Origin of the sequence: Microbacterium sp. NPDC019599, assembly GCF_040632175.1 — a bacterium.
Taxonomy (GTDB): domain Bacteria; phylum Actinomycetota; class Actinomycetes; order Actinomycetales; family Microbacteriaceae; genus Microbacterium.
Genome location: NZ_JBEYBL010000002.1, coordinates 369,879 through 393,811, shown reverse-complemented (window position 1 = coordinate 393,811; position 23,933 = coordinate 369,879). Strand labels below are relative to the sequence as shown.

The following is a 23,933-nucleotide window of genomic DNA, read 5'->3' as shown; positions in this document are numbered from 1 at the left end:
ATCGTCGAAATCGGACTTCAGCGGTGCGCCGTCACGGCGGTCAGCTCTTCGCCTCGGCGCCGGAACGTGCGTAGAACCACCATGTCAGCCCCGTGCAGAAGACGCACCAGGCCGCGCAGATCACGAAGAAGACCGTGGGGCTCACGGCCGACAGGGCCATGCCGACGATGAACGGGCCGAATGCCGCTACGGCTGCCGTGAAGCCGACGACCCCGCCGGCCTGGCGCTTGGGGAAGATCATGGGCATCTGCTTGAACGTCCCGGCGTTGCCGAAGCCGGCGAACACGAAGATCGTGATCATACCCGCGAGGAAGCCCCAGAACTCGCCGACCTCGGTCGGGGTGAGGAAGAAGAGGGCGACGATCGTGCCGGCGGTCATGCCGATGCCCGAGATGAGCGTGAACGGCGCCCCGCCGAACCGATCGCACAGGGGTCCCGCGGCGGCCCGCACGGCGGCGCCCACGGCGGGCCCGATCCAGGCGTAGGCGAGCGGGTCGGGCGCGTTCTCGAAGCCGCCGTAGATGTTCACGATCATGAGACCCATCTGCGCGGCGAGGCCCGCGTAGGCGCCGAACGTCATCATGTAGATCGCGGTCATGATCCACGTGTGCTTCAGGCGGAAGATGTCCAGCTGCTCCCGGAAGTTCGCCTTCACGGGCACGCGCTTGAGGAACACGAACCCGAGGATCGAGGCGAGCACCGCCCACGGGATCAGCACGAGGCCGCCGTTGTGCAGCCACATGTTGGCGCCGCCGGTCGTCGTCTGCGGGTCGAGGAACCACGTGCCGAAGAGGCCGAATCCGATGACCCACGGCACGAGCACCTGGACGAGCCCGATGCCGAAGTTGCCGATGCCGGCCTGCAGCCCGAGCGCCGTACCCTGCAGGCGCTTCGGGAAGAAGTAGCTCGTCGAGGGCATGTAGCCCGAGAAGACGCCGCCGCCGATGCCCGCCGAGAAGGCGAGCGCGAGCAGCATCCAGTACGGCGTCGACGTGTCGCGCACGGCGAGGGTCCACCCGAGCATGGGCAGCGCGAGCAGGAGCGAGCTCCAGCCGACGAGGGCCCGAGTGCCGACGATGGGCGGCAGGAACATGTAGGCGAAGCGCAGCAGGCCGCCCGCGAGCCCCGGGATCGCGGCGAGCCAGTACAGCTGCGCCGTGTCGAGGTCGAAGCCGATCGCCGTGAGCCGCGGCGCGATCGCGCTCACCAGGTACCAGGTCGCGAATCCGAGGAGCAGCGAGTACGTCGTGATGGTCAGCGTCCGCCACGCGAGGCGCGAGTCCCACGTGTCCTCGTTCTCGGGATCCCATCGCGACAGGTCGAGGGTGGCTGGGGTGGTGATCGCGGACATCGCGCCTCCTCGGGTGGGCGGCCGCCGTGGGCCGTGCCCTCATTGAAGCCCTCTCTCGAGCGCGGCGATGGCCCGTATGCCGTGGATATTCAGCTCCGCGGCGCGGGGCCTCGGACGACGGCGGATGCCGCGCCCAGCGCGCGGCGGAGATCCCCGCCGAACCGCCCGTCAGACGCTTCGAGCGCCGCGTTCAGGCTCGGTGCGGCGTGGGTTCAGACGTCGAGGGATGCTGCGTCCGGCGTCGCCTCGCCTTGCGCCGTCGCATCACCCAGCGGCGCGGCATCCCGCCGCTGGAGGAGGAGCCGGCACTCGTGCGGCGTCACGAGGGGGAGGAGGCGTCCGACTTCGAGCGGACCGCCGGCCTGGCTGAGCACGCCGCGGACGAGCTCCTCGTGCACGTGACACAGGATGGGCAGGCGGTCGGCGACGAGGTCGTGGAAGGCGCACGGAGCGAGCTTGACCGTGAGGGCGTCCTCGTCGATCCGGGGTTCGAGGCCGACGTCGTCGAGGTGCTCGTAGAGGGCGTCGAGCTGATGCGCGACGACCTCCTCCGTCGCATCCGCGTCCTCGTGCAGCAAGACGCTGCGCATGAGGTCGCCGTGCCGCTTCGCGTCCTCGATGCGCTTGGCCGCGATGGGGTTCTCGGGTCCGGCGGGCTCGAACAGGTCGCGCGGGCGCCCCCGCGTGCCGCGATGCTCAGTGACCCGCACGACGAAGCCTTCGGTCTCGAGGACGCGGAGGTGGTCCCTCAGTGTGTTCTCGTGCAGTCCGGTCGCCTCGGCCAGCTCCGCCAGGGATTGCCCCGGGCGCGCGAGGAGTTCGTGCATGACGCTCAGGCGGCTCGGCTGGGCGAGACCGCGGTAGGCGTCGGTGCGGCGGGGCATGCTCCGATTATCCCAGGCGGTGCCGTGGTCTCTCTGGGCGGATCTAGGCTGAAGAGATGACCTACCCGGCCGCCGTCATCACGGTGTCAGACAGGTCGGCGGCGGGCGAGCGAGCGGATTCGGCGGGGCCCGTCGCGACCTCCGAGCTCGTGCGTGCGGGGTTCTCGTGCGACGATCCCATCGTCGTGCCCGACGGCGCCGACAGCGTCGAGCGCGCCCTCTGGGCCGTGCTCGCGGGAGGCGCCCGGCTCGTCGTGACGACGGGCGGCACAGGCGTGGGTCCCCGCGACGAGACCCCAGAGGGCACGTCGCGCGTCATCGGGCGCGAGGTCCCCGGCATCGCCGAGGAGCTCCGCCGCATCGGCGCGTCCGACACGCCGGGCGGGATGCTGTCCCGCGGTCTTGCCGGCGTGGCCGAGCCCGTGCCCGGCGTGACGGCGGGTGCGCTCATCGTCAATCTGCCGGGGTCTCCCAAGGCCGTGGCATCCGGGATGCCCGTCATCCTGTCGGTCGCCCGGCACGTCATCGATCAGCTCACGGGCGGAGACCACGCATGAACGGCGTGCGGCTCGCCGCGATCAGCGACAGTCCCCTCGACGTCGACGCGCACCTCGCAGCTGTCTCGGACGCCACGATGGGGGCCGAGACGACCTTCGTCGGTCGCGTGCGCGATCACGATCCGGATGCCGCGACCGCCGTCGTCGCGCTGGAGTACTCCGCTCACCCCGACGCCGCGGCCGCCCTCCGGCGCATCGCCGAGGGCGCGATCGGCGACACGGGAGCGCTCGTGGCGGTGAGCCACCGCGTCGGACGCCTGGAGGTGGGCGACGCGGCCGTCGTCATCGCCGTGTCGTCCTCGCACCGCGCGCAGGCGTTCGAGGTCTGTCGCGCGATCATCGAGACGATCAAGACCGACCTCCCGGTCTGGAAGCGCCAGGTCGAGGCCGACGGCACGACGGCCTGGAAGGGCCTCGGCGGCTGACGCCATCGGCGGAGTTCGGTCAACGGGCCCCGGGTCCCGGCGCGGCACGGTCCCCGAGCTCGTCGAGGGGTCGAGGTCCGAGCTTGTCGAGGCGCGGCGGAGCGGTCGGGTCAGCCGCCGGCGAAGGGCGGCAGGACGTCGACGAGGTCGTCCGACCCGAGCGGCGTCTCGTCGCCGACGCGCGCACCGCCCACGAGCACGGCGCAGCGGGGGAGGATGCCGCCGAGACCGGGGTGATCCGACGCCACGGCGCGACGCAGCGCACCCAGTGTGGCTTCCGGGCGCTCCTCGACGTCGAGGCCCGTCGCCTCGGCGGCAGCCGCGAAGTAGCGGACGCGCGCCATCAGGCCTCCCAGGTGCCGGCGAGCTGCGTGACCGCCGCGACGGCGGACTCGACATCCGCCGGCGACCCGCCCGCACGACCTGCGACGAGGCCGGCGACGAAGGCGCTCAGGGGCGCCGCGGGACGCGCGACGCCGTTCGCGACGTCGCGGGCGAGGTCGAGGATGAGCGCGATGGGCACGTCGTCGTCGGCGAGGTCGAAGCGCTCGCGCAGCGCCCCGGCCCATGAGTCGAGCGCCTCGGGCGGAAGGGTGCGGGATGCCTCGGTCATGACTCCTCCTGTGCCGGACGTGCTTCGCCCGCCGATGCGCGGGCGCTGCTGAGATCCTCCCACGTGTCGATGTCGCGCGTGAGGTCGTCGGGCGCGGCGATCGCGGCGATCGCGAGGTCCGCGAGGAGCACCCTGACAGGGGCGTCGCGGCCGGCATCCGGGACGGCTTTCGCAGCCGCCCTCAGCGCTCGCGTCCGGTACGCGCCCGTGAGCCATTGCGGGCGACTGGACGCGTCGGCGAGGCACACGCCCTCGGTGTCGGAGGGGAGGAGCAGGATGTCGGATCTCAGCCGCTCGACGGCGGCTCCGACACGGGGGAGGTCGCATGCCAGGACGAACGTCCAGTCGGGCTCGGGCGCCCACAGGTCGTCGCGGCTGAGCGCTGCGACGATGCCTGCGACGGGCCCGCCGAAGGGCGGATCCTCGACGACCCAGGCGACGTCGAGGGCGGCGTCGAGGACAGGGCCGGCGACGACGATCGGCTGAGCGCCGGTGCCCGTCACAGCAGTGACGGCGCGGGCGAGCAGGGTCTGGCCGCCCACCTCGAAGAGCGGCTTGGCGGCGCCGTCGACGCGGGCTGCTCGGCCGCCGGCGAGCAGGATCGCGCCGAACGTGGTCACGACTCGACGACCGGGGCGTCGTCGTGCGGGTGATCGAGCGCGTCGGCGGGACGCGGGCTCTCCGCGTGCGGGTCCGTGGGCGCCGGTGCGGTCTGATCTGGCGCGGAACCCGGCGCAGCTGCGCCCTCGGCGGTGGCCGGCGCGGCGCCCAGTGCAGCCGCACCGTCGGCGGTGTCTGGCTCGCCTGCGTCGTCGGCGGTGTCCGGCACGCCAGCGCCCGCGGAGCCAGGCTCGCCCTGGCGCACCCATGTCCCAGAGCGGCCGCCCTCCTTCGCCGTGATCCGCACGTTCTCGATCGAGGTCGACTTGTCGAGGCCCTTCACCATGTCGACGACGGCGAGGGCGGCGACGGAGACGGCCGTGAGCGCCTCCATCTCGACGCCCGTGCGGTCGGCCGTGCGGACCGTCGCCTCGACCTCGACGCCGTCGTCGACGATGTGCAGGTCGACGGCGGCGCCGTGCACGCCGATGACGTGGGCGAGGGGCAGGAGGTCGGGAGTGCGCTTGGCGGCCTGGATGCCGGCGATGCGCGCGACTGCGAGGACGTCGCCCTTCGGCACCGCGCGGTCGCGAAGTGCGGCGACGACGTCGGGCGAGCAGCGGACGAAGCCTCGGGCCGTCGCGGCGCGGACCGTCGGCGCCTTCGCCGTGACGTCGACCATGCGGGCGCGTCCGGCCTCGTCGAGATGGGTGAAAGTCATGCGATCAGCATGACATCGACGAGGTCGCCCGCCTCGACGGCGTCGACGTCGGCCGGCACGACGGCGTAGGCCTCGGCGCGGGCGAGCCCGCCGGCGAGATGCGAGCCGGACCCCCCGGCGGTCGCGGGGCGCACGGTCCACCGAGCCGCGTCGGTGCGGTCGATCGCCGCAGGGAGATACTGCCGCCGGCCCGGAGGGGTCCGCCAGCCGACCGCCGCGGGCAGCGCGATCCGAGGCCGGTGCAGCTCGGTGCGGCCTTGGAGGGCGAGCAGGGCGGGCCGGACGAAGACCTCGAACGAGACCGCGGCGCTCACAGGGTTCCCGGGCAGCCCGAAGAGCAGCATCCCGTTCTCCGTCGCGCCGAAGCCCTGCGGCTTGCCCGGCTGCATGCGCACCTTCGTGAACTCCATCGAGCCGGACAGGGTCTGCTTGACGGGCTCGTACGCGCCAGCGCTCACGCCGCCGGTGAAGACGACGACATCGGCGCCGAGCGCGGCCGCCTCGCCGACGGCGCGGGCGGGTCCGTCGCCGTCGTCGGGCACACTGAGACGGAGCACGACCTCGGCTCCCGCGAGCGACACGAGCCCCGTGAGCAGCTCGCTGTTCGACTCGGGGATGCGCCCGCGCTCGAGTGGCACGCCCGGGGCCGCGAGCTCCGAGCCGGTCGAAACGACCGCGACGCGCGGCACGCGCGACACCACCACGTCGACGATCCCCGCCGCCGCGGCGGCCGAGAGCTGAAGGGGTCCCAGCACGCCGCCCGCAGCGAGCAGCTCGGTCCCGGAGACCGCGTCCTCGCCGCGGCGGCGGATGTGGGATCCCACCGCCTTCGGGGCGTGCCTGACGACGATCTCGCCGAGCGAGTCCGCGAGCCCGCCTGCGGTGTCCTCGAACGGGACGATCGCGTCGGATGCTGTCGGCACAGGCGAGCCGGTCATGATCCGGGCGGCCTCGCCGCGTCCGAGCGGTGGATCCAGCGCCGTCCCGGCGGGCAGGTCGGCGACGACGCGGAGCCGCACCGGGCGCTCGGGCGAGGCATCCGCGACGTCCGCGAACCGCACGGCGAAGCCGTCCATCGCGGAGTTGTCGAAGACGGGGATGTCGACGCCCGCGCTCAGCGGCTCGCGGAGGGTGCGTCCGAGCGCCGCCCACACCGGCACCGTCGTCGCTTCGAGCGTGCGGGCCCGCGACAGGACGAGGCGCTGCTGCTCCTCGACCTCGCGCGGAGTGTCGAGGCTCACGCCGGGACCCGGGCGGAGCCCGACGGGGCGAGCGCTCCCGGCCATGCGTCGAGGCCGCCTGCCAACACGGATGCCTCGATGCCGGCGGCGCGGAGCGCTTCCGCGGCGCGGCGCGCCCGGACGCCCACCTTGCAGACGACCACGACCGGACCCGCGCCGACGGCGGCGGGGTCGGCCAGGAGGTCCGCGAGCGGGATGTGGCGCGAACCCGGCACCATGCCCGTCGCGACTTCGTCGTGCTCGCGAACGTCGACCACGGCCGCGCCGGCAAGCGCTTCGGGGCCGACGAGGGGTGGCGCAGTCTGCCGCGCCGCGGGCGCGACGGCGGGCACCACGGGCGCGACGGCGGGCACCACGGGTGCCGTCGCGGCGCGCAGGGCGACCTCGTGCTGCCGCGACCGCAGCCCGTCGATCACCAGGACGCGCCCGACCAGCGGCTCGCCGACACCGGTCACGAGCTTGATCGCCTCCGTCGCGAGGAGGGCGCCGACCTGGAGGCACAGCGCTCCGAGGACGCCGACGTCGGCGCAGGTCGGGACCTCGCCGACGCTGTGCGGCGGGTACAGGTCGGCGAGGACCACGGGGGCAGTCCCCTCCGGCGGGCGGCTCCAGAACACCGTGATCTGGGCGTCGAAGCCCTGCACCGTGCCCCAGACGAGCGGAACTCCGAGCGCTTCGCAGGCGGAGGCCACGGCTTCTCGCGTCTCGAACGTGTCGGTGCCGTCGATCACGAGATGCGCGCCGGCGAGGAGAGCGGCGGCGTTCGCGCTGTCGAGTCGTTCGCCGACCGGCCGCACGACGGTCTCGGGAGCGAGGTCGGCCGCGACGCGCACGGCGCTGTCGACCTTCGGCCGCCCGACGTCGCGGACGCGGTGCAGCACCTGCCGCTGAAGGTTCGACTGCTCGACGACGTCGTCGTCGATGACGATGAGCTCGCCGACTCCGGCCGCCGCGAGCGCGAGGACGACGGGCGAGCCGAGGCCGCCGGCCCCGACGACGGCGATGCGCGCGGCCGCGAGCCGGCGCTGCGCCGAGTCGCCGAACCCCGCCAGCCGCGTGTGCCGGGCCGTGCGGATCCGCTCCGCATCGCTCAACGCGGAGACGGGCTCGACCAGCGGTCGCAGGGGCATGCTCCCAGGGTAGCCACCCGGCAGAAGGCGGGATCCGTACGGAAGGGCGTGGAAATCCGGCCGCCGAAGCCCGGGGTCGCTGTTGCACCGCAGATGCGGGTACAGAAGCGGAAATCACCCGCAGATGCGGTGCTAGGTTCGACATATGCCGACCTACAAGATCGCCGAAGCCGCACGGCTGCTCGGCGTCAGCGATGACACCGTGCGTCGCTGGGTGGACCAGGGCGTGCTGCCCGTCACGGACGCGACGCCGGCCGGGATCCCCGGAGACGCACTCGCCGAGCGGGCGGTCGAGCTCGCGCGGACAGCATCCGATCCCACCGACGTGCTCTCCAGCGCCCGCAACCGCTTCGTCGGCCTCGTCACGCGCGTGCAGGTCGACGGGATCATGGCGCAGGTCGACATCCAGGCCGGTCCGCATCGCGTCGTCTCGCTCTTGTCGGCCGAAGCCGTGCAGGACCTCGGGCTCGAGGTCGGGTCCCTCGCCGTCGCGGTCGTCAAGGCCACCAACGTCATCGTCGAAACCCCCAAGGAGCCTCGTTGAAGCGTGTCGCCGCCGTCCTCGCCTTCGCCGCGGTCGTCCTCCTGGGCGGGTGTGCCTCCCAGTCCGACGAGGATCCCGAAGCGTCGCCGGCGGAGAGCACGCCCGTCGGCGAGGAGCTCACGGGCGAGCTCACGATCTACGCAGCGGCCTCCCTCAAGACGGCGTTCGACGAGCTCGCGACGCAGTTCGAGGCGCGCAACCCGAGCCTCGAGGTCCTGCCGATCGTCTACGACGGCTCGAGCACCCTCGCGACGCAGCTCATCGAGGGCGCTCCCGCTGACGTCTTCGCGTCGGCCGACGAGGCGAACATGCAGAAGGTCCTCGACGCGGGGCTCGCGAGTGGTTCCGAGCTCTTCGCCACGAACACGCTCGTCATCGCGGTTCCGGCGGGGAACCCGGGCGGTGTGGAGGACCTCAGCGATCTCGCCGACGACAGTGTCACGGTCGTGCTGTGCGCGCCCGAGGTGCCGTGCGGCGCGGCATCCCAGACCCTCCTCGCGAATGCGGGGCTGACCGTGACGCCCGCGAGCTCCGAGCAGAACGTGACGGCGGTGCTCACGAAGGTCGCGGCGGGCGAGGCCGACGCAGGTCTGGTCTACGTCACGGACGTGCAGGGGCGCGACGACGTCGAGTCGATCGTGCCGGAAGGGGCCGCCGACGTCGTCAACCGCTACCCCGTCGCAGCGCTGACGGATGCTGCGAACCCCCACGCGGCTGCCGCGTTCGCGGAGTTCGTGCTCGATGCCGAGGGCCAGGACGTGCTCGCGGGGCTCGGATTCGGCGCCCCGTGAGGTCGGGCGAGACCCGAGGCTTCGTCCCGCAGATCCTGCTGCTGCCGGCGATCCTCGGCCTCGCGCTGCTCGTCCTGCCGCTCCTGACGCTCGTCGTGCGCGTCGACTGGTCGACGCTGTGGAGCGACGTCACATCGCCCGAAGCGGTCTCCGCGCTGCTGCTCTCGCTCGGAACGGGAGTCGTCGCGACACTCGTGTGCGCCGTGCTCGGCATCCCGCTCGCGCTGGTCATCGCGCGCAGCCCCGCCCGCACCGCGGGAGTCCTGCGCGCGCTCGTGACGGTGCCGCTCGTGCTGCCCCCCATGGTCGGCGGGATCGCGCTGCTGTTCCTGTTCGGCCGGTCGAGCCCGCTCGGCGGCGTCCTGGCGGAGTGGGGCATCCGGATCCCCTTCTCGACGACCGCCGTCGTGCTCGCGCAGACCTTCGTCGCGCTGCCTTTCCTCGTCCTCGCTGTCGAGGGGTCGCTGCGGACCGTCGGCATCGGCTACGAGCAGACGGCGGCCGCGCTCGGCGCGAGCCGCTGGACGATCCTGCGCCGCGTGACGCTGCCGCTGGCGGCACCGGGACTCATCGCGGGCGTCATCCTGTGCTTCGCGCGCGCGATCGGCGAGTTCGGGGCGACGGCGCTCTTCGCCGGCAACGCGCCCGGAGTCACGCAGACGATGCCTCTTGCCATCTACACCGCGTTCAACGGGGCCGGCGTGACCCAGGGGACGGCCGTCGCGCTCTCGCTGCTCCTGCTCGTCACGGCGATCGCCGTGCTGCTGCTCGTGCGCGCGTGGCGTCCGGAGACGCCGCGATGACCGGCGCAGCGCTCGACGCGCACGTCGTCGTGCGGCGCCACGGGTTCGAACTCGAGGTGCAGCTCGCCGCCGGGTCCGGTGAGATCGTGGCGGTCATGGGCCCCAGCGGCGCGGGGAAGTCGACGCTGCTGGCGGCGCTGGCGGGGCTCGCGCACCTCGACGGCGGTCATGTGCGGCTCGACGCGACGGCTGTCGCGGATGCGGCGGCACGACTCCACGTTCCACCCGATCGCCGAGGCGTCGTGCTGCTGGGTCAGGATCCGCGGCTCTTCCCCCATCTGACGGCCCGCGAGAACGTCGCTTTCGGGCCGCGCGCGAAGGGGATCGCCAAGGCCGACGCGCACCGCGACGCGGACGCCTGGCTCGCCCGCGTGGGACTCGAGGGGGCAGGGGAGCGGCATCCGGCTCGCCTGTCCGGCGGTCAGCAGCAGCGCGTCGCCCTCGCCCGCGCGCTCGCCGTCGAGCCCCGCGTGCTGCTGCTCGACGAGCCGCTGACCTCGCTGGACGTCGAGACGGCCGCTGACGTCCGGGCCCTCCTGCGTGCACAGCTCGCCGCGACCCGGGCGACGGCCGTCGTGGTGTCCCACGACGCGGCCGACGCGGCTGCGCTCGCCGGAAGGCTCGTCGTCGTCGAGGCGGGGCGGACGGTGCAGGCCGGACCCGTCGAGGACGTGCTGAGCGCACCCGCCACCCGCTTCATCGCGGCCGTGGCAGCGGCGCACCGGTTCGACGGGAGTATCTAGACTCGGCCGGGTGACCCGCATCCGCCCCTTCCGGCCGGGCGACGAACCCGCGCTAGCCGAAATCTGCCTCAAGACCGCCGACGACGGCATCGACGCGACGGGTGTGCTCGACGACGACGGCCTCTGGGCCGAGCTCTTCGTGCTGCCCTACGTCGCGCGGCATCCCGATCTCGCGTTCGTCGTCGAGACCGACGACGGACGGGTCGTCGGGTACGTGGTGGGCGCACCGGACACCCCCGAGTTCGAGGACTGGTTCGCCGGGGAGTGGTGGCCGGGCTTCGCCGATCGCTGGCCCCGGCCCGAGGTCGAGACGACGCGGCAGGACGGCATCCTCATCTACGCCTACGCCCGCCGCGCGGGCGCCGAGCCGTACGCCGAGCGCTATCCGGCACACCTGCACATCGACCTGCTGCCCGAGGCGCAGGGCCAGGGCTGGGGGCGCCGTCTCATCGAGACGCTCGAAGGGGCCCTTCGAGCCAAGGGCGTCCAGGCGCTGCACCTCGTCGCGTCGAGCGGCAACACCGGCGCGGTCGCCTTCTACCCACGCCTCGGGTTCGAGCCCCTCGAGTCCCACGAGGGCGTCCAGGCCTTCGGGAAGGCGCTGTAGCGGGCTCCCATCCGCTCCCGCGACATCGCCTCGTCTCCGTGGAACGCGCGCTGGGGCGCCGAAAAGCCGGCGTTCCACGGAGACGAACGTGGGGTGGGTGCCGAGGGCCTCAGGCCGCGACGCGCCCGCGCTCGAGCCGCACGACGCGGTCGACGAGCCCTGCCGGCACCGTCACGTGCGAGATGAGGATCACCGCCTGGTCCGTCCCGACGGCGAACAGGAGGTCGGCGAGCAGGGCGTCGGATGCCTCGGGGTCCACCCCCGCGGTCGGCTCGTCGAGCACGAGCACGGGGAAGCCGCGCAGCAGCGCGCGGGCGAGCGCGATGCGCTGGGCCTGACCGCCCGACACCAGCGCCCCGCGCTCGCCGACGCGTGCGTCGAGGCCGCCGCGCTCGTGCACCCAGGACGCGAGGCCGACGCGCTCGAGGACGGCGAGCAGCTCGGCATCCGTCGCGGTGTCGCGGGCGAACAGGAGGTTCTGGCGGATGTCCTCGTCGAAGAGCATCGGATGCTGTTCGCACAGCCCGACCGTCAGGCGCACGTCGTCGGCCGCGAGGTCGTGGACCGGTCGCCCGCCGATCCTGTACTCCCCGGAGCTGTCCAGGAACCGCACGAGCACGTGCGCGAGCGTCGTCTTGCCCGCGCCGCTGGAGCCGACCACGAGGACGCGCTCGCCGGGCCGGACGTCGAGATCGATCCCGTCCAGGGCCGGTCCCGTCGCGTGGGGCCAGCGCGCCGCGACGCCGCGCAGCCGGAGGCCGTGTCCGAGTGCGGGTCCTTCGCCGGTCGGCGCGATCGTGTCGGCAGGGAGTCCGGCCGGGAGTCCGGCCGGCAGGGCATCGGCGATCCGTCCCGCCGAGGCGCGGACCTGGCGCCACGCAGAGGCCGCGAGGGGCACGGCGGCGAAGACCTCGAAGACCGCCATCGGCACGAGGACGGCGACCGCGAGCGACGGACCCTGGAGCCCGTCGCCGACCGCGGGCGCCGACACGGCGACGGCGGCGACCGAGGCGGCGCCGGCCGCGAGCGAGACGAGGGCCGCCGTGCCGGCCTGGGAGGCGGCGCGACGGTTGACGGCACGGCGCAAGGCTGCGTCGGCGGTGTGGACGCGGGCGCGGCTCTGGGACTCGGCGCCGAACGCGATGAGGACGTCGAGGCTCGAGATGTGGTCGAGGATCGCGTCGGCGAGCCCCGCGCGCAGCGGCGCGATGGCGCGCTCGGCGCGGGATCCGGATGCCCAGCCCCACAGCAGCGCCGCGCCTGCTGCGAGTGCGAGGCACGCGAGGAGCGTCAGCGCAGCGGGCCACCAGACGAACGCGATGAGCACGACGGCTCCGACCGCGACGGCGGCGGACGCGATGAGCGGCTGGACCACGCGCAGCGGCAGGTTCTGGAGGTCGTCGACGTCGTCGACGAGGGCGCCCAGCACCGAGCCGCGCCGCGTGCGGGCCAGGCCGTCCGGCGCGAGCGGGATGAGCCGCCGCACGAGCGACGTGCGGGTCGTGGCGAGCTGGCGCAGGGCGGCGTCGTGGCTCGCGAGGCGGTCGGTGTACCGGAAGACGGCCCGCGTGATCGCGAAGAGGCGCACCCCGACGACCGCAGCGGTGACGTACATGACGAGCGGCTGCTCGCTCGCGCGCACGATGAGCCACGCGCTGACCGCGAGCAGGGCGACGGCGGACCCTTCGGAGAGGAAGGCGGATGCTGCTCCCGGCCAGAACCGCCGCATCGGCGGCATCGCGCCGCGGAGGACGGCGACCGGGGTGGCAGCATCCGGGATCGTCGTCGGGTCTCTCACACTCTCACCTCGCTCGGCTCGAGGCGGACGACGGCGTCGGCGATGTCGCGCGCAGACGTCCGGTGCGACACGAGGACCACGGTCGCCCCGTCGTCCGCGAGCGAGCGCACGGAGGCCCAGAGCCGGGCTTCGGTCTCGGCGTCGAGCGCGGAGCTGGGCTCGTCGAGCGCGACGACCCTCGCGAGACCGCGCAGGTGCCGGTGGAACGCCCGCGCAACGGCGACGCGCTGCGCCTGACCGCCGGACAGACCCGCGCCCTGGACGCCGAGCTCCTGAGCCGGGTCGAGGTCACCGGCCCCTGCGAGCTTCAGCGCCCGCCGGACGGTCGCCGAATGCGCGGAGGGGTCGCCGAGCGCGACGTTGTCGCGGATGCTGCCCGCCACGAGCCCCGGCTGCTGGCCGGCCCATGCGAGCCACTGCCAGGGGGCGAAGGAGCGGAGGTCGCGCCCGCCGTACGTCGCCGCGCCCTGGAACGTCGCGGCACCCCGGAGCGCGGCGAGCACGCTCGACTTGCCCGACCCGCTCGGCCCCTCGAGGAGGACGACCTCACCGGGTCGCGCGACGAGGTCGACGGGCGCGAGGAGCTGCTCCCCGCGCCGCACGCGCAGGCCTTCCAGGACGAGCGCGGAATGGCCCGCGGCCGCGGATGACGTGCCCCGTTCCGAGGCCGAGTTTGCGTTCGACCCCTCGGCAGGCTCGGGGACCGCCCCGGTCGTTGAGCGAGCGAAGCGAGACGAAACGCGTTCCGCATCGACGCGAGCGCGGGGCGTTTCGTCTCGTCGCTGCGCTCCTCGCTCAACGACCGATGACGGCTGGCGGGCCGCATCCAGCACCGCGAACACGTCGTCGGTCGCGGCGACGCCCTCGGCCGCCGCGTGGAACTGCACGCCGACCTGGCGCAGCGGCAGGTAGGCCTCGGGAGCCAGCAGCAGCACGAACAGTCCGACCATGAGCGCGAGCGAGCCGTCGAGCAGCCGGAAGCCGATCGAGACGGCGACGATCGCGACCGAGATCGAGGCGAGGAACTCCAGGGCGAATCCGGACACGAACGAGACCCGCAGCACCTTCATCGTCTCCCGCCGGTACCGCTGCGTGACGGAGGAGATGGATGCCGCAGCCCGGTGCTGCCGCCCGAAGACCTTGAGCGTCGAGAGCCCCTGGACCGTGTCGGAGAAGCGCGCCGCGAGCTGGTGGAGCGTGTGCCACTGCCGCTGCTGCACCGACCGCGTCGCGAGCCCGATGAGCACCATGAAGAGCGGGATGAGCGGGATCGTGAGCAGCACAGTGAGGCCAGAGATCCAGTCCTGCCACCACATGACGGCGAGGATGATCGGCGTCGCGATGACGGTCTGCACGAGCTGCGGCAGGTACCGGCCGAAGTACGCCTCGAGGGCCGCGAGCCCGCGTCCCGCCGTCACGGCGAGCTGCGCGGAGTTGCGCTGCCCGAGCCACTCGGGGCCCAGCATCCCGACCGCCTCGACGACGCGGTCGCGCAGCTGCGTCTCGACGCGCGCCGCGGCTCGCGCCGCGACGGTCTCGCGCGCCCAGAGCAGGATCGCCCGCAGCAGAACGACGAGCGCGAGGGCGCCGAGCGTCGTCGCGAGCTCGTCCCACGGCATCCCCTCGATCGCGCCGACGACCGATCGGGTCAGCAGCCACGCGAACGCGACGATGACGACCGTCTGCCCGAACGCGAGGGCGGCGATCGCGAGGAAGAACCACCGCGCGGCGCTCGCGTGCTTGAGCAGTCGCGGGTCGACGGGGGGAGTCCGCTTCGCGCGGGGAGCCGCGTCCGTATCACTCATGTGCTCATCGAGCCTATCCACTCCGCCGAACCCACCCATTGTCGGCGAACCCACGTGATGCGGTGAGCACGAGCCGGTGGGTTCGCGCCGAACGGGTGGGTTCGGCGGGCACAGGAAGAGGTCAGTGGACCAGCGCCGCCGCCCGCTCGATGCGCGTGCGCGAGACGCGCTTGCGGAAGATCCAGTACGTCCAGGCCTGGTAGAGCAGGACGAGCGGCAGGAACACGAGCGCCGCCCAGCTCATGATCGTGAGCGTGTAGTCGGTGCTCGAGGCGTTCTCGATCGTGAGGCTGTAGGCGGGATCGGTCGTCGACGGCATGACGAACGGGAACAGCGCGAACCACAGGCCGAGCACGGCGGCGACGATCGTGAACGCGCCGAGGCCGAACGCCCAGCCCTCGCGATCGCGGAGGTTGGCGATGACCGAGCCGATCAGCAGCACCGCGGCCACTGCGGCGAAGACCACGACGAGCCACGCGAGCGGCCGTCCCTCGCCGAACGCCAGCAGGATCGTCCACACGAGGAAGACCGCGGCGACGACGACGGTCAGGATGCTGCTGCGACGGGCGAGCCCGCGGGCGTCGTCGTGCACCTGGCCATCGGTCTTGAGCGCCACGAAGTACACGCCGTGCGTGAAGAACAGCAGCAGCGTCGTGAGCCCGCCGAGGAGGCCGTACGGGTTCAGGAGCGTCAGGAGCGACCCCGTGAACTCCATGTCGGCATCGATCGGCACGCCCTGGACGATGTTGGCGACCGCGACGCCCCAGAGCAGGGCGGGGACCGCCGACCCGACGACGATCATCGTGTCGAAGCCCTTCTTCCAGCGCAGGCCGTCGCGCTGGTGGCGGTATTCGAACGAGACGCCGCGCAGGATGAGCGCGAGCAGGATGAGCAGCAGCGCGAGGTAGAAGCCGCTGAACAGCGTCGCGTACCAGTGCGGGAAGGCTGCGAACAGGCACGCGCCGGCGACGATGACCCACGTCTCGTTGAGGTCCCACACGGGGCCGATCGTGTTGATGATCTGGCGGCGGCTGATGTCGTCCTTGCCGAGGAACGGCAGAGACATGCCGACGCCGAAGTCGAACCCGTCGAGGACGAAGTAGCCGACGAAGAGGAAGCCGACGATGAAGAACCAGAGGTAGGCGAGATCCATGATGTGCTCCTCGTTCCTCAGTAGACCGTCGTGGGGGTGTCTTCGAGTGCGACCTCGCTCGGATGCGGCTCATCCGGCCCGGGCAGCGGATCGGGGCCCCTCTTCGAGGTCTTCATGATGAGCCCGACCTCGACGATCGCGAGTGCGGCGTAGATGGCCGTGAACGAGATGAGCGAGACGAGGACGTTCCAGCCCGGGACGCTCGGCGAGACGCCGTCCTGCGTGAGCATGAGGCTGAAGACGATCCAGGGCTGGCGGCCCATCTCGGTGAAGATCCAGCCGATGAGGATCGCGCCGAGCGAGGCCGGCCATGCCCAGATCGCGAGCTTCCACGCCCACGCCGGAACGTCGCGCTTCGCCTTCTTGCGCGTGAGCCACAGGCCCACCACCGCGGTGAGCGCCGCGACACCGCCGAGGCCGATCATCCAGCGGAACGACCAGTACGTGATCCAAAGGATGGGCGCGAAGTTGCCGTCGACCTGGTCGGCGAACTGCGGGAACATCTCGGTCGCGTACAGCTCGTTGAGGTCGTTGATGCCCTCCACGCAGCCGTCGATCGAGTGCGTCGACAGGAGGGCCAGGAGATACGGGATGCGCAGCGACCAGACCTCTCCCGTGCCGTCGGGTGTGCCGATCGAGAAGAGCGAGAAGGAGGCGTCGTAGCCGCACGCCGAGTCGAACAGGGCCTCGGCGGCCGCCATCTTCATGGGCTGCGTCGACACCATGACGAGACCGAGCTGGTCGCCCGAGATCGCGACGCCGGCGAAGGCGATGATCATGCCCCACAGGCCGTAGCGCAGCGACGAGCGCATCATGTCGACGTTCTGCTTGCGCAGCAGGTGCCAGGCGGAGATCGAGATGATGACGCCGGCCGTCATCATGAAGGCGGCGAAGAGCGTGTGGGGGAGGGCCGCGAGCGCGACAGGGTTCGTGAGGACCGCCAGGAAGTCCGTCATCTCGGCGCGCGAGCCGTCGGCGGCCATCTTGTAGCCGACCGGGTTCTGCATGAAGGCGTTGGCCGCGAGGATGAAGTACGCCGAGAACCACGCGCCGATCGTCGCGATCCAGATGCTCGCGAGGTGCAGGCCCTTGGGCAGCTTGTCCCACCCGAAGATCCACAGGCCGATGAAGGTCGCCTCGAAGAAGAACGCCATGAGGCCCTCGAAAGCGAGCGGCGCACCGAAGATGTCGCCGACGAAGCGGCTGTAGGCCGACCAGTTCATGCCGAACTGGAACTCCTGCACGATGCCGGTGACGACACCCATCGCGAAGTTGATCAGGAAGATCTTGCCGAAGAAGCGGGTCAGATGAAGCCACTTCAGGTTCGCCGTCCGGAACCACGCCGTCTGGAAGATCGAGACCGTCAGGGCCATCCCGAGCGTGAGCGGCACGAAGAGGAAGTGATAGAGCGTCGTCAGGCCGAACTGCCAGCGAGCCAGCAGCAGCGGATCGAGCCAATCCATGGGACCTCCCACATCACACGGGCGCCAACGGGCCCTACGGTACTCAGGATCCTTTCAGGAATACAGAAGGTGGGCCGTGAAAAACCTCGCTCTCGAATAAACCAGGGCATCCCGCCGCGGCGCCGCCGAGCCGGGATTACCCTCGAAGGATGAGGCGACGGGAAGTGCGGGCATGACCGCGGTGCCCGTTTCGATCGGGATGCCGCGCGCGTGGTCCTCGAAGTCCGCCGCGACCGCGGCCGAGGAGGCGGCATCCGGACCGCTCGTGGACACCTACGGGCGCGTCCACCGGGACCTGCGGATCTCGCTGACCGACCGCTGCTCGCTGCGCTGCACCTACTGCATGCCGGAGCAGGGCAACGAGTGGCTCGCGAAGTCGAGCATCCTGACGCTGGACGAGATCGTGCGGATCGCGACCGTGGCCGCGGCGGCTGGGGTGACGACCTTCCGACTGACGGGCGGTGAGCCGCTCCTGCGCACCGACATCGTCGAGGTCGTCCGGCGCCTGGCCGTCATCGAAGGGCCGGACGGGCGACCCGTCGAGCTCGCGATGACGACCAACGGGATCCGGCTGCCCGAACTGCTCCCCGGGCTCGTCGACGCGGGACTGCGCCGGCTCAACATCTCGCTCGACACGCTGCGCCGCGACCGGTTCCGCGACCTGACGCGGCGTGATCGGCTCGACGACGTTCTCGCGGGGATCGCGGCGGCGGCAGCATCCGGACTCCGCCCCCTCAAGCTCAACGCCGTCGCGATGCGCGACGTCAATCTCGACGAGCTCACGGAGCTCGTGCAGTTCGCGCTCGACCACGACGCCGAGCTGCGGTTCATCGAGCAGATGCCCCTCGACGCCGGTCACACGTGGGACCGCTCGCGCATGGTGACGCGCGACGAGATCCTCGACGCGCTCGCGGCGCGCTGGACCCTCATGCCCGTGCCGGGCCGCGGGGGAGCGCCCGCGGAGCGCTGGATGATCGACGGCGGACCGCGCACGGTCGGCGTCATCGCCTCGGTCACGGCGCCCTTCTGCGGCGACTGCGACCGACTGCGCCTCACGGCCGACGGCCAGCTGCGCAACTGCCTCTTCTCCACGACCGAGTACGACCTCCTGCCCGTCCTGCGGTCGCCAGACGGGGGCACGGACGTCGAGATCGACGGGATGCTGCGCTCCTGCGTGCGCGGGAAGCTCCCCGGTCATGCGATCAACGACCCCGGGTTCCTCCAGCCCGCGCGCGGCATGAACGCCATCGGGGGCTGAGCGGGGCTTCGGGGCGTTTCGTCTCGCTTCGCTCGCTCAACGACCGACGTTTCCGGTCGTTGAGCGAGGAGCGGAGCGACGAGACGAAACGCCCGAGCGCCGGGGCAGGCTCTGAGGCGTGCGCCGCGTCCGGGGCGTTTCGCCTCGCTTCGCTCGCTCAACGACCGAGGGTCACCGGCCCTCGGCGCGATCTGCGGGCCTACCCTGGAGCCATGGGACGCATCACGGCACGGCGGCCCGTCGTCAGGATCTCGCTCGACGGGGGCGAGACGCGCCGCGCCGACACGCTCGCGGTCGAGGAGCCGCTCGAGATCCGGGTCGGAGGCACGTCGCTCGCGGTCACGATGCGCACGCCCGGCAACGACGTCGAGCTCGCCGCCGGCTTCCTCGTCTCCGAGGGCGTCATCTCGCACGGCGGAGAGTTCCGGTCGGCGATCCACTGCGGCGGCCCGGGCACGGGCGGCACTGTCGGCAGCGCGGAGGGCAACACCTACAACGTCCTCGACGTGTCCCTCGCGCCGGGGGTCCCGCCTCCGTCGCCCGAGACCGCCCGCGCCTTCTACACGACGAGCTCGTGCGGGCTGTGCGGCAAGGCCTCCATCGACGCCGTCGAGACCGTGTCGTCCTACGACGTGAAGGCGGATGCCGCGATCGTCGACGCCGCGACCCTCGTGATGCTCCCCGAATCGCTGCGGGCCCACCAGACCGTGTTCGACAAGACCGGTGGCCTCCACGCGGCGGCGCTCTTCGACGCCCAGTCGGGAGAGCTCCTCGTCGTGCGCGAGGACGTCGGGCGGCACAACGCCGTCGACAAGGTGGTCGGGTGGGCGGTGCTCGAGGACCGTCTGCCTCTGCAGGGGACGGTCCTGCAGGTGTCGGGGCGTGCGAGCTTCGAGCTCGCGCAGAAGGCCGTCATGGCCGGCATCCCGATCCTCGCCGCGGTCTCGGCGCCGTCGTCGCTCGCGGTCGAGCTGGCCGAGGCATCCGGACTCACCCTCGTGGGGTTCCTGCGCGGCGAGACGATGAACGTGTACGCGCACGCCCATCGCATCCGCGTCGCCGCTCCTGTGACTGCGTGAGTCGGGTCAGTTCCGCAGCAGCATGACGACGCACTGCGTCGGGTCGCACGACTCGCGCAGCGCGCTCACCGAGAGCGGCCCGCCGGCCTCGGTCAGCACACTCTGCATCAGCTGGAGGTGCACGGAGCACTTCATCGCGCGTTCGTGCGGGTCCGACGGCGCGTGCGCGCAGGGTGACAGGTCGATCGTGAGCTCGCGCTCGTCGACGAACGGGTCGAAGCCCGCTCCCGCGAGATCCTCCGTGAGGGCGTCGAGCTGGTGCACCGCGTCCTCGGGCAGATCGGCCGACGGCGCCGCGTCGGGCATGACGCGGCGCATGAGGTCGCCGCGGCGCGCGGCATCCCGCACGCGGCGACGGGCGATCGGGCTCGAGACCGACGGGGTCCCCGCGGCGCTGTACAGGACGCGTGGACGCCCCCTCGTCGTGCGGTGCTCTCGCGTGGAGACGACGTAGCCCCCATCGGTGAGCCGCTGGAGGTGCTCGCGCACGGTGTTGGCGTGCAGACCGGTCTCTTCGCAGAGTTCGGCGATCGTGCGCTCAGCCCGCTGCTGCAGCAGGTGGAGCAGCTCGACCCGTGAGCCGCTGGAGATCGCACTGTAGGCGAGTGTGGTCATACCACACATTATCCACGGTCAAGCCGAGGAAGTCCTGCGCGCCGCGGAACGGGATCAGAAGACGGCGAGCTGCCCGACGATCAGGATCGCGATGACGAACAGCGCGATGATGCCGCCGACGATCGCAAGCGTGCGGCCGGAGAGCTTCGCGACCGCGAAGCCGACGAGGAAGGGCAGCGCGACCAGGAGCGCCGTCACGAGCCACCAGAACAGGCGGTAACCGCCTTCGGTCAGGTCCGTCAGGCGGGCGCCGAACAGCTGCTGAGTGCTCGGGTGCGTCGCGAAGGCGAAGGCGGCCGACAGCGGGACGGCGATGAATGCCGCGACGATGATGCCGGACAGGAAGCCCCACAGGACGGACTTGCTGCCGAGGTCGTAATCGTCCTCTTCGACTGCGGGACGGGTGCTCTTGGTGGCCATGCGGACGACTCTAGCGCGGCGGGAGGACCCCGAACGCGGCGGCGTCGTCGTTACGCGGGATGACGCATGGTGACGCCCGGTGTCGCACACGACGGCGGGCCGGAGACGCCCGTGCGTACGGTCGCCTCATGACGACGATCTCACACCCCTTCGACGCCTCCTCCGTCCTGGAGGGTGCGCTGCGCCGGCCGCTCAAGGTCGTCGGCGTCTCGGGCTCTCTGCACGAGCCGAGCAAGACGACCGTGCTGGTCGAATCGGTCATCGAGGCCGTCGGTCGCCGCACGCCCATCGAGTCCCAGGTCGTCAAGCTCGCCGAGATCGGGCCCGCGCTGGCGGGAGCGCTTCAGCGCGACCAGCTGTCCGACGACATCGAGGGGGTGCTGCGCGACATCGAGGGCGCCGACCTGCTCGTCGCGGCGAGCCCCGTCTATCGCGCCTCGTTCACGGGGCTCTTCAAGCACCTGTTCGACTTCGTCGATCAGTATGCGCTCGTGGGCCAGCCCGTCCTCCTCGCCGCCACCGGCGGCGGCGAGCGGCACGCCCTCATCCTCGAGCACCAGCTGCGCCCGCTGTTCGGGTTCTTCCAGTCGTTGACCCTGCCGCTCGGCGTCTACGCGAGCGCGTCGGACTTCGACGGCTACGCCCTCCGCGAGGGCGGTGTGCAGCAGCGCATCGAGCAGGCGGTGAGCCGCGGGCTCCCGCTCGTCGAGCAGGCCGCGCACCAGCGGGTCTCGGACTACGTCTCCACCTGGTAGGTCCAGTCGCAGCCCGGGGTGTCCCCGCCCGCCCGAGACGAGTCAGTGGTCCTCGGGTGCGAGGTCGCCCTGGCCTTCGTCGCCCAGTTCGGCCTCGAGCGGATCCGTGTTCTGCGTCTCGGGCATGTACTCGTCCTGGTCGAGCACGCGCGGGACGCTGCCCATATGCGGCTCGTCGGAGTACTCGTCCGGGTCGACCGAGAGCACGTTCTGCTCGTCGACATCCGTCACGCCGTCATCGCCGTCCGTCTGCTCCTCGAATGATTCGCGCGGGTCGGACACGTGGTGCCTCCTGGGTCAGCTGATGGCCTCGACGGCCAGGACGAACAGCATCAGCACGACGGACGTCACCGAGATCGCGCCCGTGAGCCACGCGAACGCCAGCGTGCGATTGTGGACGTTGCGCGCCGCGACGGCGCACACGAGCATCGCGACGTAGAACGTCGTGACGAGCACGATCCCCGTGACGGCGATCGGCGGGTTGAGCACGAACGCGAGGACGAACGTGCCCACCGAGACCGCGGCGAGGACGGCCGTCGGCACGAGCCAATGGCGGCGGCGCTCGTCGCTCAGGGCGGGCCGCGCTGCGGTCGCGTGAGGCGGGTCGACGTGCAGATCGGCGAGCGGGCTCATTTCGCGCGTCCTTCCGGCATCGGATGGCCACACGCTAGGGAACGGATGCTGTCGCCGGCACGGCTCTTGACACGCCACCGCCGACGGGAGTAAAGCCGTGGAGGCTCACGCCGGGGAGAGCAGCGCGACGAGTTCGCGATGACGCAGGAGGAAGCGCGGCTCGTCGAGCCGCCGCCGTCGCATCCACGACGTCACCTCGTCATTGCACTTGCTCGCGTTGCACGAGCGGCACGCCGGCACGACGTTGGCGAGCGTGTAGCGACCGCCGCGCGAGATGGGCAGGACGCAGTCGCGCTGCAGCGGCACGCCGGTGGCTCCGCAGTACGCGCACGCAGCCCAGGCGTCGCGGATGGCCGTCCACTCGGCCGTCGTGAGGTCGTTGTCGGCGGCGGAGACGCGTGCGCGCCGCCGGCGGGCCGCGCGGGCTCGCCTGCTGCGGCTCACGACCATGGCTCGACGGTAGCGGCAGCATCCCCGCCTCCACGCGAACCGCGCCCGGCGCGGCGTAGGCGCGAGCGCGTCGCTACTGTCGAGGTGATGGACGACCTCGCACTCCTCGGCGCCTTCGCGATCGCCGATGCCATCCGTCAGCGCCGCGTGACGGCCGCCGAGCTGATCGACCGCCACCTCGCTCGTATCTCGCACGACAACCCGCGGCTGAACGCGCTCACGGTCGTGTTCGCCGATCGCGCTCGTCGGGAGGCGGATGCCGTCGACGCGGCGCTCGCCGCAGGGACGGAGGTGGGTCCGCTCGCGGGCGTGCCGTTCTCGGTCAAGGAGAGCATCGACCTCACGTGGTCTGCGACGACCCAGGGGTGGCGCGCTCTCGCCGACGCCGTGCCGGAGCGCGATGCCGTCGTGGTGAGCCGCCTCCGGGCGACCGGTGCCATCCCGGTCGGCCGGGGCAACATGCCCGACTTCGGCATGCGCTGGGACACCGACAACGACGTCTTCGGCCGCACCGTCAACCCGTGGAGCGCCTCGGTCAGCGCGGGCGGATCCAGCGGCGGCGACGGGGTCGCCGTCGCGACGGGAATGTCGGCGCTGGGCCTCGGCAGCGACTTCGGCGGTTCGATCCGGATACCGGCGTTCGCCAACGGCGTCGCGGGACTGCGCCCTTCGCTCGGCAGGCTGCCGCGCGCGGCGGTGTCGGATCAGCCCGTCGCGCTGACGCTGCAGCAGTTCTCGGTCAACGGCGTCTTGGCGCGCCGTGTCGACGATCTCGAGCGGTCTCTCCCGCTCCTCGAGGGGGTGGATGCCGGGGATCCCGTGTCGCTGGACCTTCCGTCCGTCTCTGCCGAGGCGCCTCGCCGGGTCGCCGTGACGCGCGACCCGCTCGGCTGGGGCGTGGACGACGCGGTCGCTGCGGCGGTCGACCGTGCCGCGGCATCCCTCTCCGCCGCGGGCTGGGAAGTCGAGCACGTGGAGCCACCGCTGCTCGAGGAGGCGGCGGTCCTGTGGCGCAGGCTGGCGTGCACCGACATGGCGTTCACGCTCGACCCCGCGCAGCTGCCGGTTCCTCTCGGCCGTTCCGCGACGGCGTTCCTCCGCGACAGCACGGCCGCCGCGCGGCCCTATGAGACGGCCCGCGAGTACGCCGAGGCGTGGGCGCGTCGCGCCGTGGTCGCGGCCGCGTGGCGCAGGCTGCAGCAGGAGTTCCCGATCATCCTCGGCCCCGTCCTCGCACGACGGATGCCGCCGCCCGACTTCGACCTCGGGGGACAGGATGCCGCGACTCGGGCGTGGCGGGACCTCCGGCTCACGGTCGCCGTGAACTTCCTCGGGCTGCCGTCGGTCGCCGTGCCGACGGGGCTCGACGAGCGCGGGATGCCGACGGGAGTCCAGCTCATCGGGCCGATGCACGGCGACCGCCTCGCCCTCGCGGCGGCGCGGGACGTGGAGGCCGCGCTGGGGACGCTCACCCCGCCGTCCCGCTGAGCTGCG

General features: G+C 72.2%; 27 protein-coding genes and 1 pseudogene. 11 read left to right on the top strand and 17 right to left on the bottom strand.

Annotated features, from left to right (window positions below; all coding sequences use genetic code 11):
- Window positions 1-40: 40 nt before the first annotated feature.
- Window positions 41-1,351, bottom strand: a complete 1,311-nt coding sequence (locus tag ABZ477_RS05245; RefSeq protein WP_360128933.1) for an MFS transporter — start codon at window positions 1,349-1,351, stop codon at window positions 41-43.
- Between the two features lie 212 nt (window positions 1,352-1,563).
- Window positions 1,564-2,235, bottom strand: coding sequence for a helix-turn-helix domain-containing protein (locus ABZ477_RS05240; protein WP_360128930.1), 672 nt, complete (start codon window positions 2,233-2,235; stop codon window positions 1,564-1,566).
- Between the two features lie 56 nt (window positions 2,236-2,291).
- Here ABZ477_RS05240 and ABZ477_RS05235 point away from each other — a divergent pair, with 56 nt between their 5' ends.
- Window positions 2,292-2,792, top strand: a complete 501-nt coding sequence (locus tag ABZ477_RS05235) for a molybdopterin-binding protein (RefSeq protein WP_360128928.1) — start codon at window positions 2,292-2,294, stop codon at window positions 2,790-2,792.
- Window positions 2,789-3,217: a molybdenum cofactor biosynthesis protein MoaE gene (locus ABZ477_RS05230; RefSeq protein ID WP_360128925.1), complete on the top strand. Its 429-nt coding sequence runs from the start codon at window positions 2,789-2,791 to the stop codon at window positions 3,215-3,217. Before ABZ477_RS05235 ends, ABZ477_RS05230 begins: the two co-directional genes overlap by 4 nt.
- A 110-nt stretch (window positions 3,218-3,327) precedes the next feature.
- On the opposite strand, the gene ABZ477_RS05225 is transcribed toward ABZ477_RS05230, so the two are convergent.
- The 6 genes and pseudogenes from ABZ477_RS05225 to ABZ477_RS05200 form a co-directional block, all read right to left on the bottom strand.
- The gene (locus ABZ477_RS05225; RefSeq protein WP_360128922.1) at window positions 3,328-3,561 is read right to left on the bottom strand and encodes a MoaD/ThiS family protein; all 234 of its coding nucleotides are present in this window, start codon (window positions 3,559-3,561) and stop codon (window positions 3,328-3,330) included.
- The gene (locus ABZ477_RS05220; RefSeq protein ID WP_360128919.1) at window positions 3,561-3,830 is read right to left on the bottom strand and encodes a DUF6457 domain-containing protein; all 270 of its coding nucleotides are present in this window, start codon (window positions 3,828-3,830) and stop codon (window positions 3,561-3,563) included. The genes ABZ477_RS05225 and ABZ477_RS05220 overlap by 1 nt, the downstream gene beginning before the upstream one ends.
- Entirely contained in the window at window positions 3,827-4,450 is a 624-nt protein-coding gene (locus ABZ477_RS05215; protein WP_360128916.1) for an NTP transferase domain-containing protein, read from the bottom strand. The genes ABZ477_RS05220 and ABZ477_RS05215 overlap by 4 nt, the downstream gene beginning before the upstream one ends.
- A 236-nt stretch (window positions 4,451-4,686) precedes the next feature.
- Window positions 4,687-5,151: pseudogene (moaC, locus tag ABZ477_RS05210) on the bottom strand (cyclic pyranopterin monophosphate synthase MoaC); the annotation flags it as partial.
- The gene (glp, locus tag ABZ477_RS05205; RefSeq protein ID WP_360128913.1) at window positions 5,148-6,392 is read right to left on the bottom strand and encodes a gephyrin-like molybdotransferase Glp; all 1,245 of its coding nucleotides are present in this window, start codon (window positions 6,390-6,392) and stop codon (window positions 5,148-5,150) included. The gene glp and the pseudogene moaC, both read right to left, overlap by 4 nt.
- On the bottom strand, window positions 6,389-7,522 hold the full coding sequence (locus ABZ477_RS05200; protein WP_360128910.1) for a HesA/MoeB/ThiF family protein: 1,134 nt from the start codon (window positions 7,520-7,522) through the stop codon (window positions 6,389-6,391). Before ABZ477_RS05200 ends, glp begins: the two co-directional genes overlap by 4 nt.
- A gap of 145 nt (window positions 7,523-7,667) precedes the next feature.
- Between ABZ477_RS05200 and ABZ477_RS05195 the strand changes: the two genes are divergently transcribed.
- The 5 genes from ABZ477_RS05195 to ABZ477_RS05175 are packed head-to-tail and all read left to right on the top strand — an operon-like array spanning window position 7,668 to window position 11,010.
- Window positions 7,668-8,066, top strand: coding sequence for a TOBE domain-containing protein (locus tag ABZ477_RS05195; protein ID WP_360128907.1), 399 nt, complete (start codon window positions 7,668-7,670; stop codon window positions 8,064-8,066).
- Window positions 8,063-8,857, top strand: a complete 795-nt coding sequence (gene modA / locus ABZ477_RS05190; RefSeq protein WP_360128904.1) for a molybdate ABC transporter substrate-binding protein — start codon at window positions 8,063-8,065, stop codon at window positions 8,855-8,857. Before ABZ477_RS05195 ends, modA begins: the two co-directional genes overlap by 4 nt.
- Window positions 8,854-9,660, top strand: a complete 807-nt coding sequence (locus ABZ477_RS05185) for an ABC transporter permease (protein ID WP_360128901.1) — start codon at window positions 8,854-8,856, stop codon at window positions 9,658-9,660. Before modA ends, ABZ477_RS05185 begins: the two co-directional genes overlap by 4 nt.
- Window positions 9,657-10,403 carry an ATP-binding cassette domain-containing protein gene (locus ABZ477_RS05180; protein ID WP_360128898.1) on the top strand — a complete coding sequence of 249 codons (747 nt, stop codon included), beginning with the start codon at window positions 9,657-9,659 and terminating at the stop codon, window positions 10,401-10,403. The genes ABZ477_RS05185 and ABZ477_RS05180 overlap by 4 nt, the downstream gene beginning before the upstream one ends.
- 10 nt (window positions 10,404-10,413) lie before the next feature.
- A complete protein-coding gene (locus ABZ477_RS05175; RefSeq protein ID WP_360128895.1) occupies window positions 10,414-11,010 on the top strand; it encodes a GNAT family N-acetyltransferase in 597 nt (198 codons plus the stop codon).
- A gap of 109 nt (window positions 11,011-11,119) precedes the next feature.
- Here ABZ477_RS05175 and cydC read toward each other — a convergent pair whose 3' ends face one another.
- From cydC to ABZ477_RS05155, 4 genes are all read right to left on the bottom strand, one after another.
- A complete protein-coding gene (cydC, locus tag ABZ477_RS05170; protein ID WP_360129817.1) occupies window positions 11,120-12,748 on the bottom strand; it encodes a thiol reductant ABC exporter subunit CydC in 1,629 nt (542 codons plus the stop codon).
- A gap of 56 nt (window positions 12,749-12,804) precedes the next feature.
- On the bottom strand, window positions 12,805-14,613 hold the full coding sequence (gene cydD, locus ABZ477_RS05165) for a thiol reductant ABC exporter subunit CydD (protein ID WP_360128892.1): 1,809 nt from the start codon (window positions 14,611-14,613) through the stop codon (window positions 12,805-12,807).
- Between the two features lie 121 nt (window positions 14,614-14,734).
- Window positions 14,735-15,766, bottom strand: a complete 1,032-nt coding sequence (gene cydB, locus ABZ477_RS05160) for a cytochrome d ubiquinol oxidase subunit II (RefSeq protein WP_360128889.1) — start codon at window positions 15,764-15,766, stop codon at window positions 14,735-14,737.
- Window positions 15,767-15,783: 17 nt separating this feature from the next.
- Window positions 15,784-17,229: a cytochrome ubiquinol oxidase subunit I gene (locus ABZ477_RS05155; protein ID WP_360128886.1), complete on the bottom strand. Its 1,446-nt coding sequence runs from the start codon at window positions 17,227-17,229 to the stop codon at window positions 15,784-15,786.
- A 172-nt stretch (window positions 17,230-17,401) separates the two neighbouring features.
- Between ABZ477_RS05155 and moaA the strand changes: the two genes are divergently transcribed.
- On the top strand, window positions 17,402-18,487 hold the full coding sequence (moaA, locus tag ABZ477_RS05150; RefSeq protein ID WP_360128883.1) for a GTP 3',8-cyclase MoaA: 1,086 nt from the start codon (window positions 17,402-17,404) through the stop codon (window positions 18,485-18,487).
- 212 nt (window positions 18,488-18,699) lie between these two features.
- Entirely contained in the window at window positions 18,700-19,566 is an 867-nt protein-coding gene (gene fdhD / locus ABZ477_RS05145) for a formate dehydrogenase accessory sulfurtransferase FdhD (RefSeq protein WP_360128880.1), read from the top strand.
- Between the two features lie 6 nt (window positions 19,567-19,572).
- Here the strand turns inward: fdhD and ABZ477_RS05140 are convergent, their stop codons facing one another.
- Window positions 19,573-20,181: a winged helix-turn-helix domain-containing protein gene (locus tag ABZ477_RS05140; RefSeq protein WP_360128877.1), complete on the bottom strand. Its 609-nt coding sequence runs from the start codon at window positions 20,179-20,181 to the stop codon at window positions 19,573-19,575.
- A 54-nt stretch (window positions 20,182-20,235) separates the two neighbouring features.
- Window positions 20,236-20,601 (bottom strand): hypothetical protein, encoded by a 366-nt coding sequence (locus ABZ477_RS05135; RefSeq protein WP_360128874.1) that lies wholly within the window; start codon window positions 20,599-20,601, stop codon window positions 20,236-20,238.
- A 128-nt stretch (window positions 20,602-20,729) separates the two neighbouring features.
- Between ABZ477_RS05135 and msuE the strand changes: the two genes are divergently transcribed.
- Window positions 20,730-21,356, top strand: a complete 627-nt coding sequence (gene msuE, locus ABZ477_RS05130; protein WP_360128871.1) for an FMN reductase — start codon at window positions 20,730-20,732, stop codon at window positions 21,354-21,356.
- A gap of 42 nt (window positions 21,357-21,398) precedes the next feature.
- On the opposite strand, the gene ABZ477_RS05125 is transcribed toward msuE, so the two are convergent.
- From ABZ477_RS05125 to ABZ477_RS05115, 3 genes are all read right to left on the bottom strand, one after another.
- Window positions 21,399-21,638, bottom strand: a complete 240-nt coding sequence (locus ABZ477_RS05125) for a hypothetical protein (protein WP_360128868.1) — start codon at window positions 21,636-21,638, stop codon at window positions 21,399-21,401.
- A gap of 15 nt (window positions 21,639-21,653) precedes the next feature.
- Window positions 21,654-21,989: a hypothetical protein gene (locus ABZ477_RS05120; RefSeq protein WP_360128865.1), complete on the bottom strand. Its 336-nt coding sequence runs from the start codon at window positions 21,987-21,989 to the stop codon at window positions 21,654-21,656.
- A gap of 105 nt (window positions 21,990-22,094) precedes the next feature.
- On the bottom strand, window positions 22,095-22,439 hold the full coding sequence (locus ABZ477_RS05115; protein WP_360128862.1) for an HNH endonuclease signature motif containing protein: 345 nt from the start codon (window positions 22,437-22,439) through the stop codon (window positions 22,095-22,097).
- 87 nt (window positions 22,440-22,526) lie between these two features.
- Between ABZ477_RS05115 and ABZ477_RS05110 the strand changes: the two genes are divergently transcribed.
- Window positions 22,527-23,927, top strand: coding sequence for an amidase family protein (locus ABZ477_RS05110; protein ID WP_360128859.1), 1,401 nt, complete (start codon window positions 22,527-22,529; stop codon window positions 23,925-23,927).
- The last annotated feature ends 6 nt before the right edge of the window (window positions 23,928-23,933 follow it).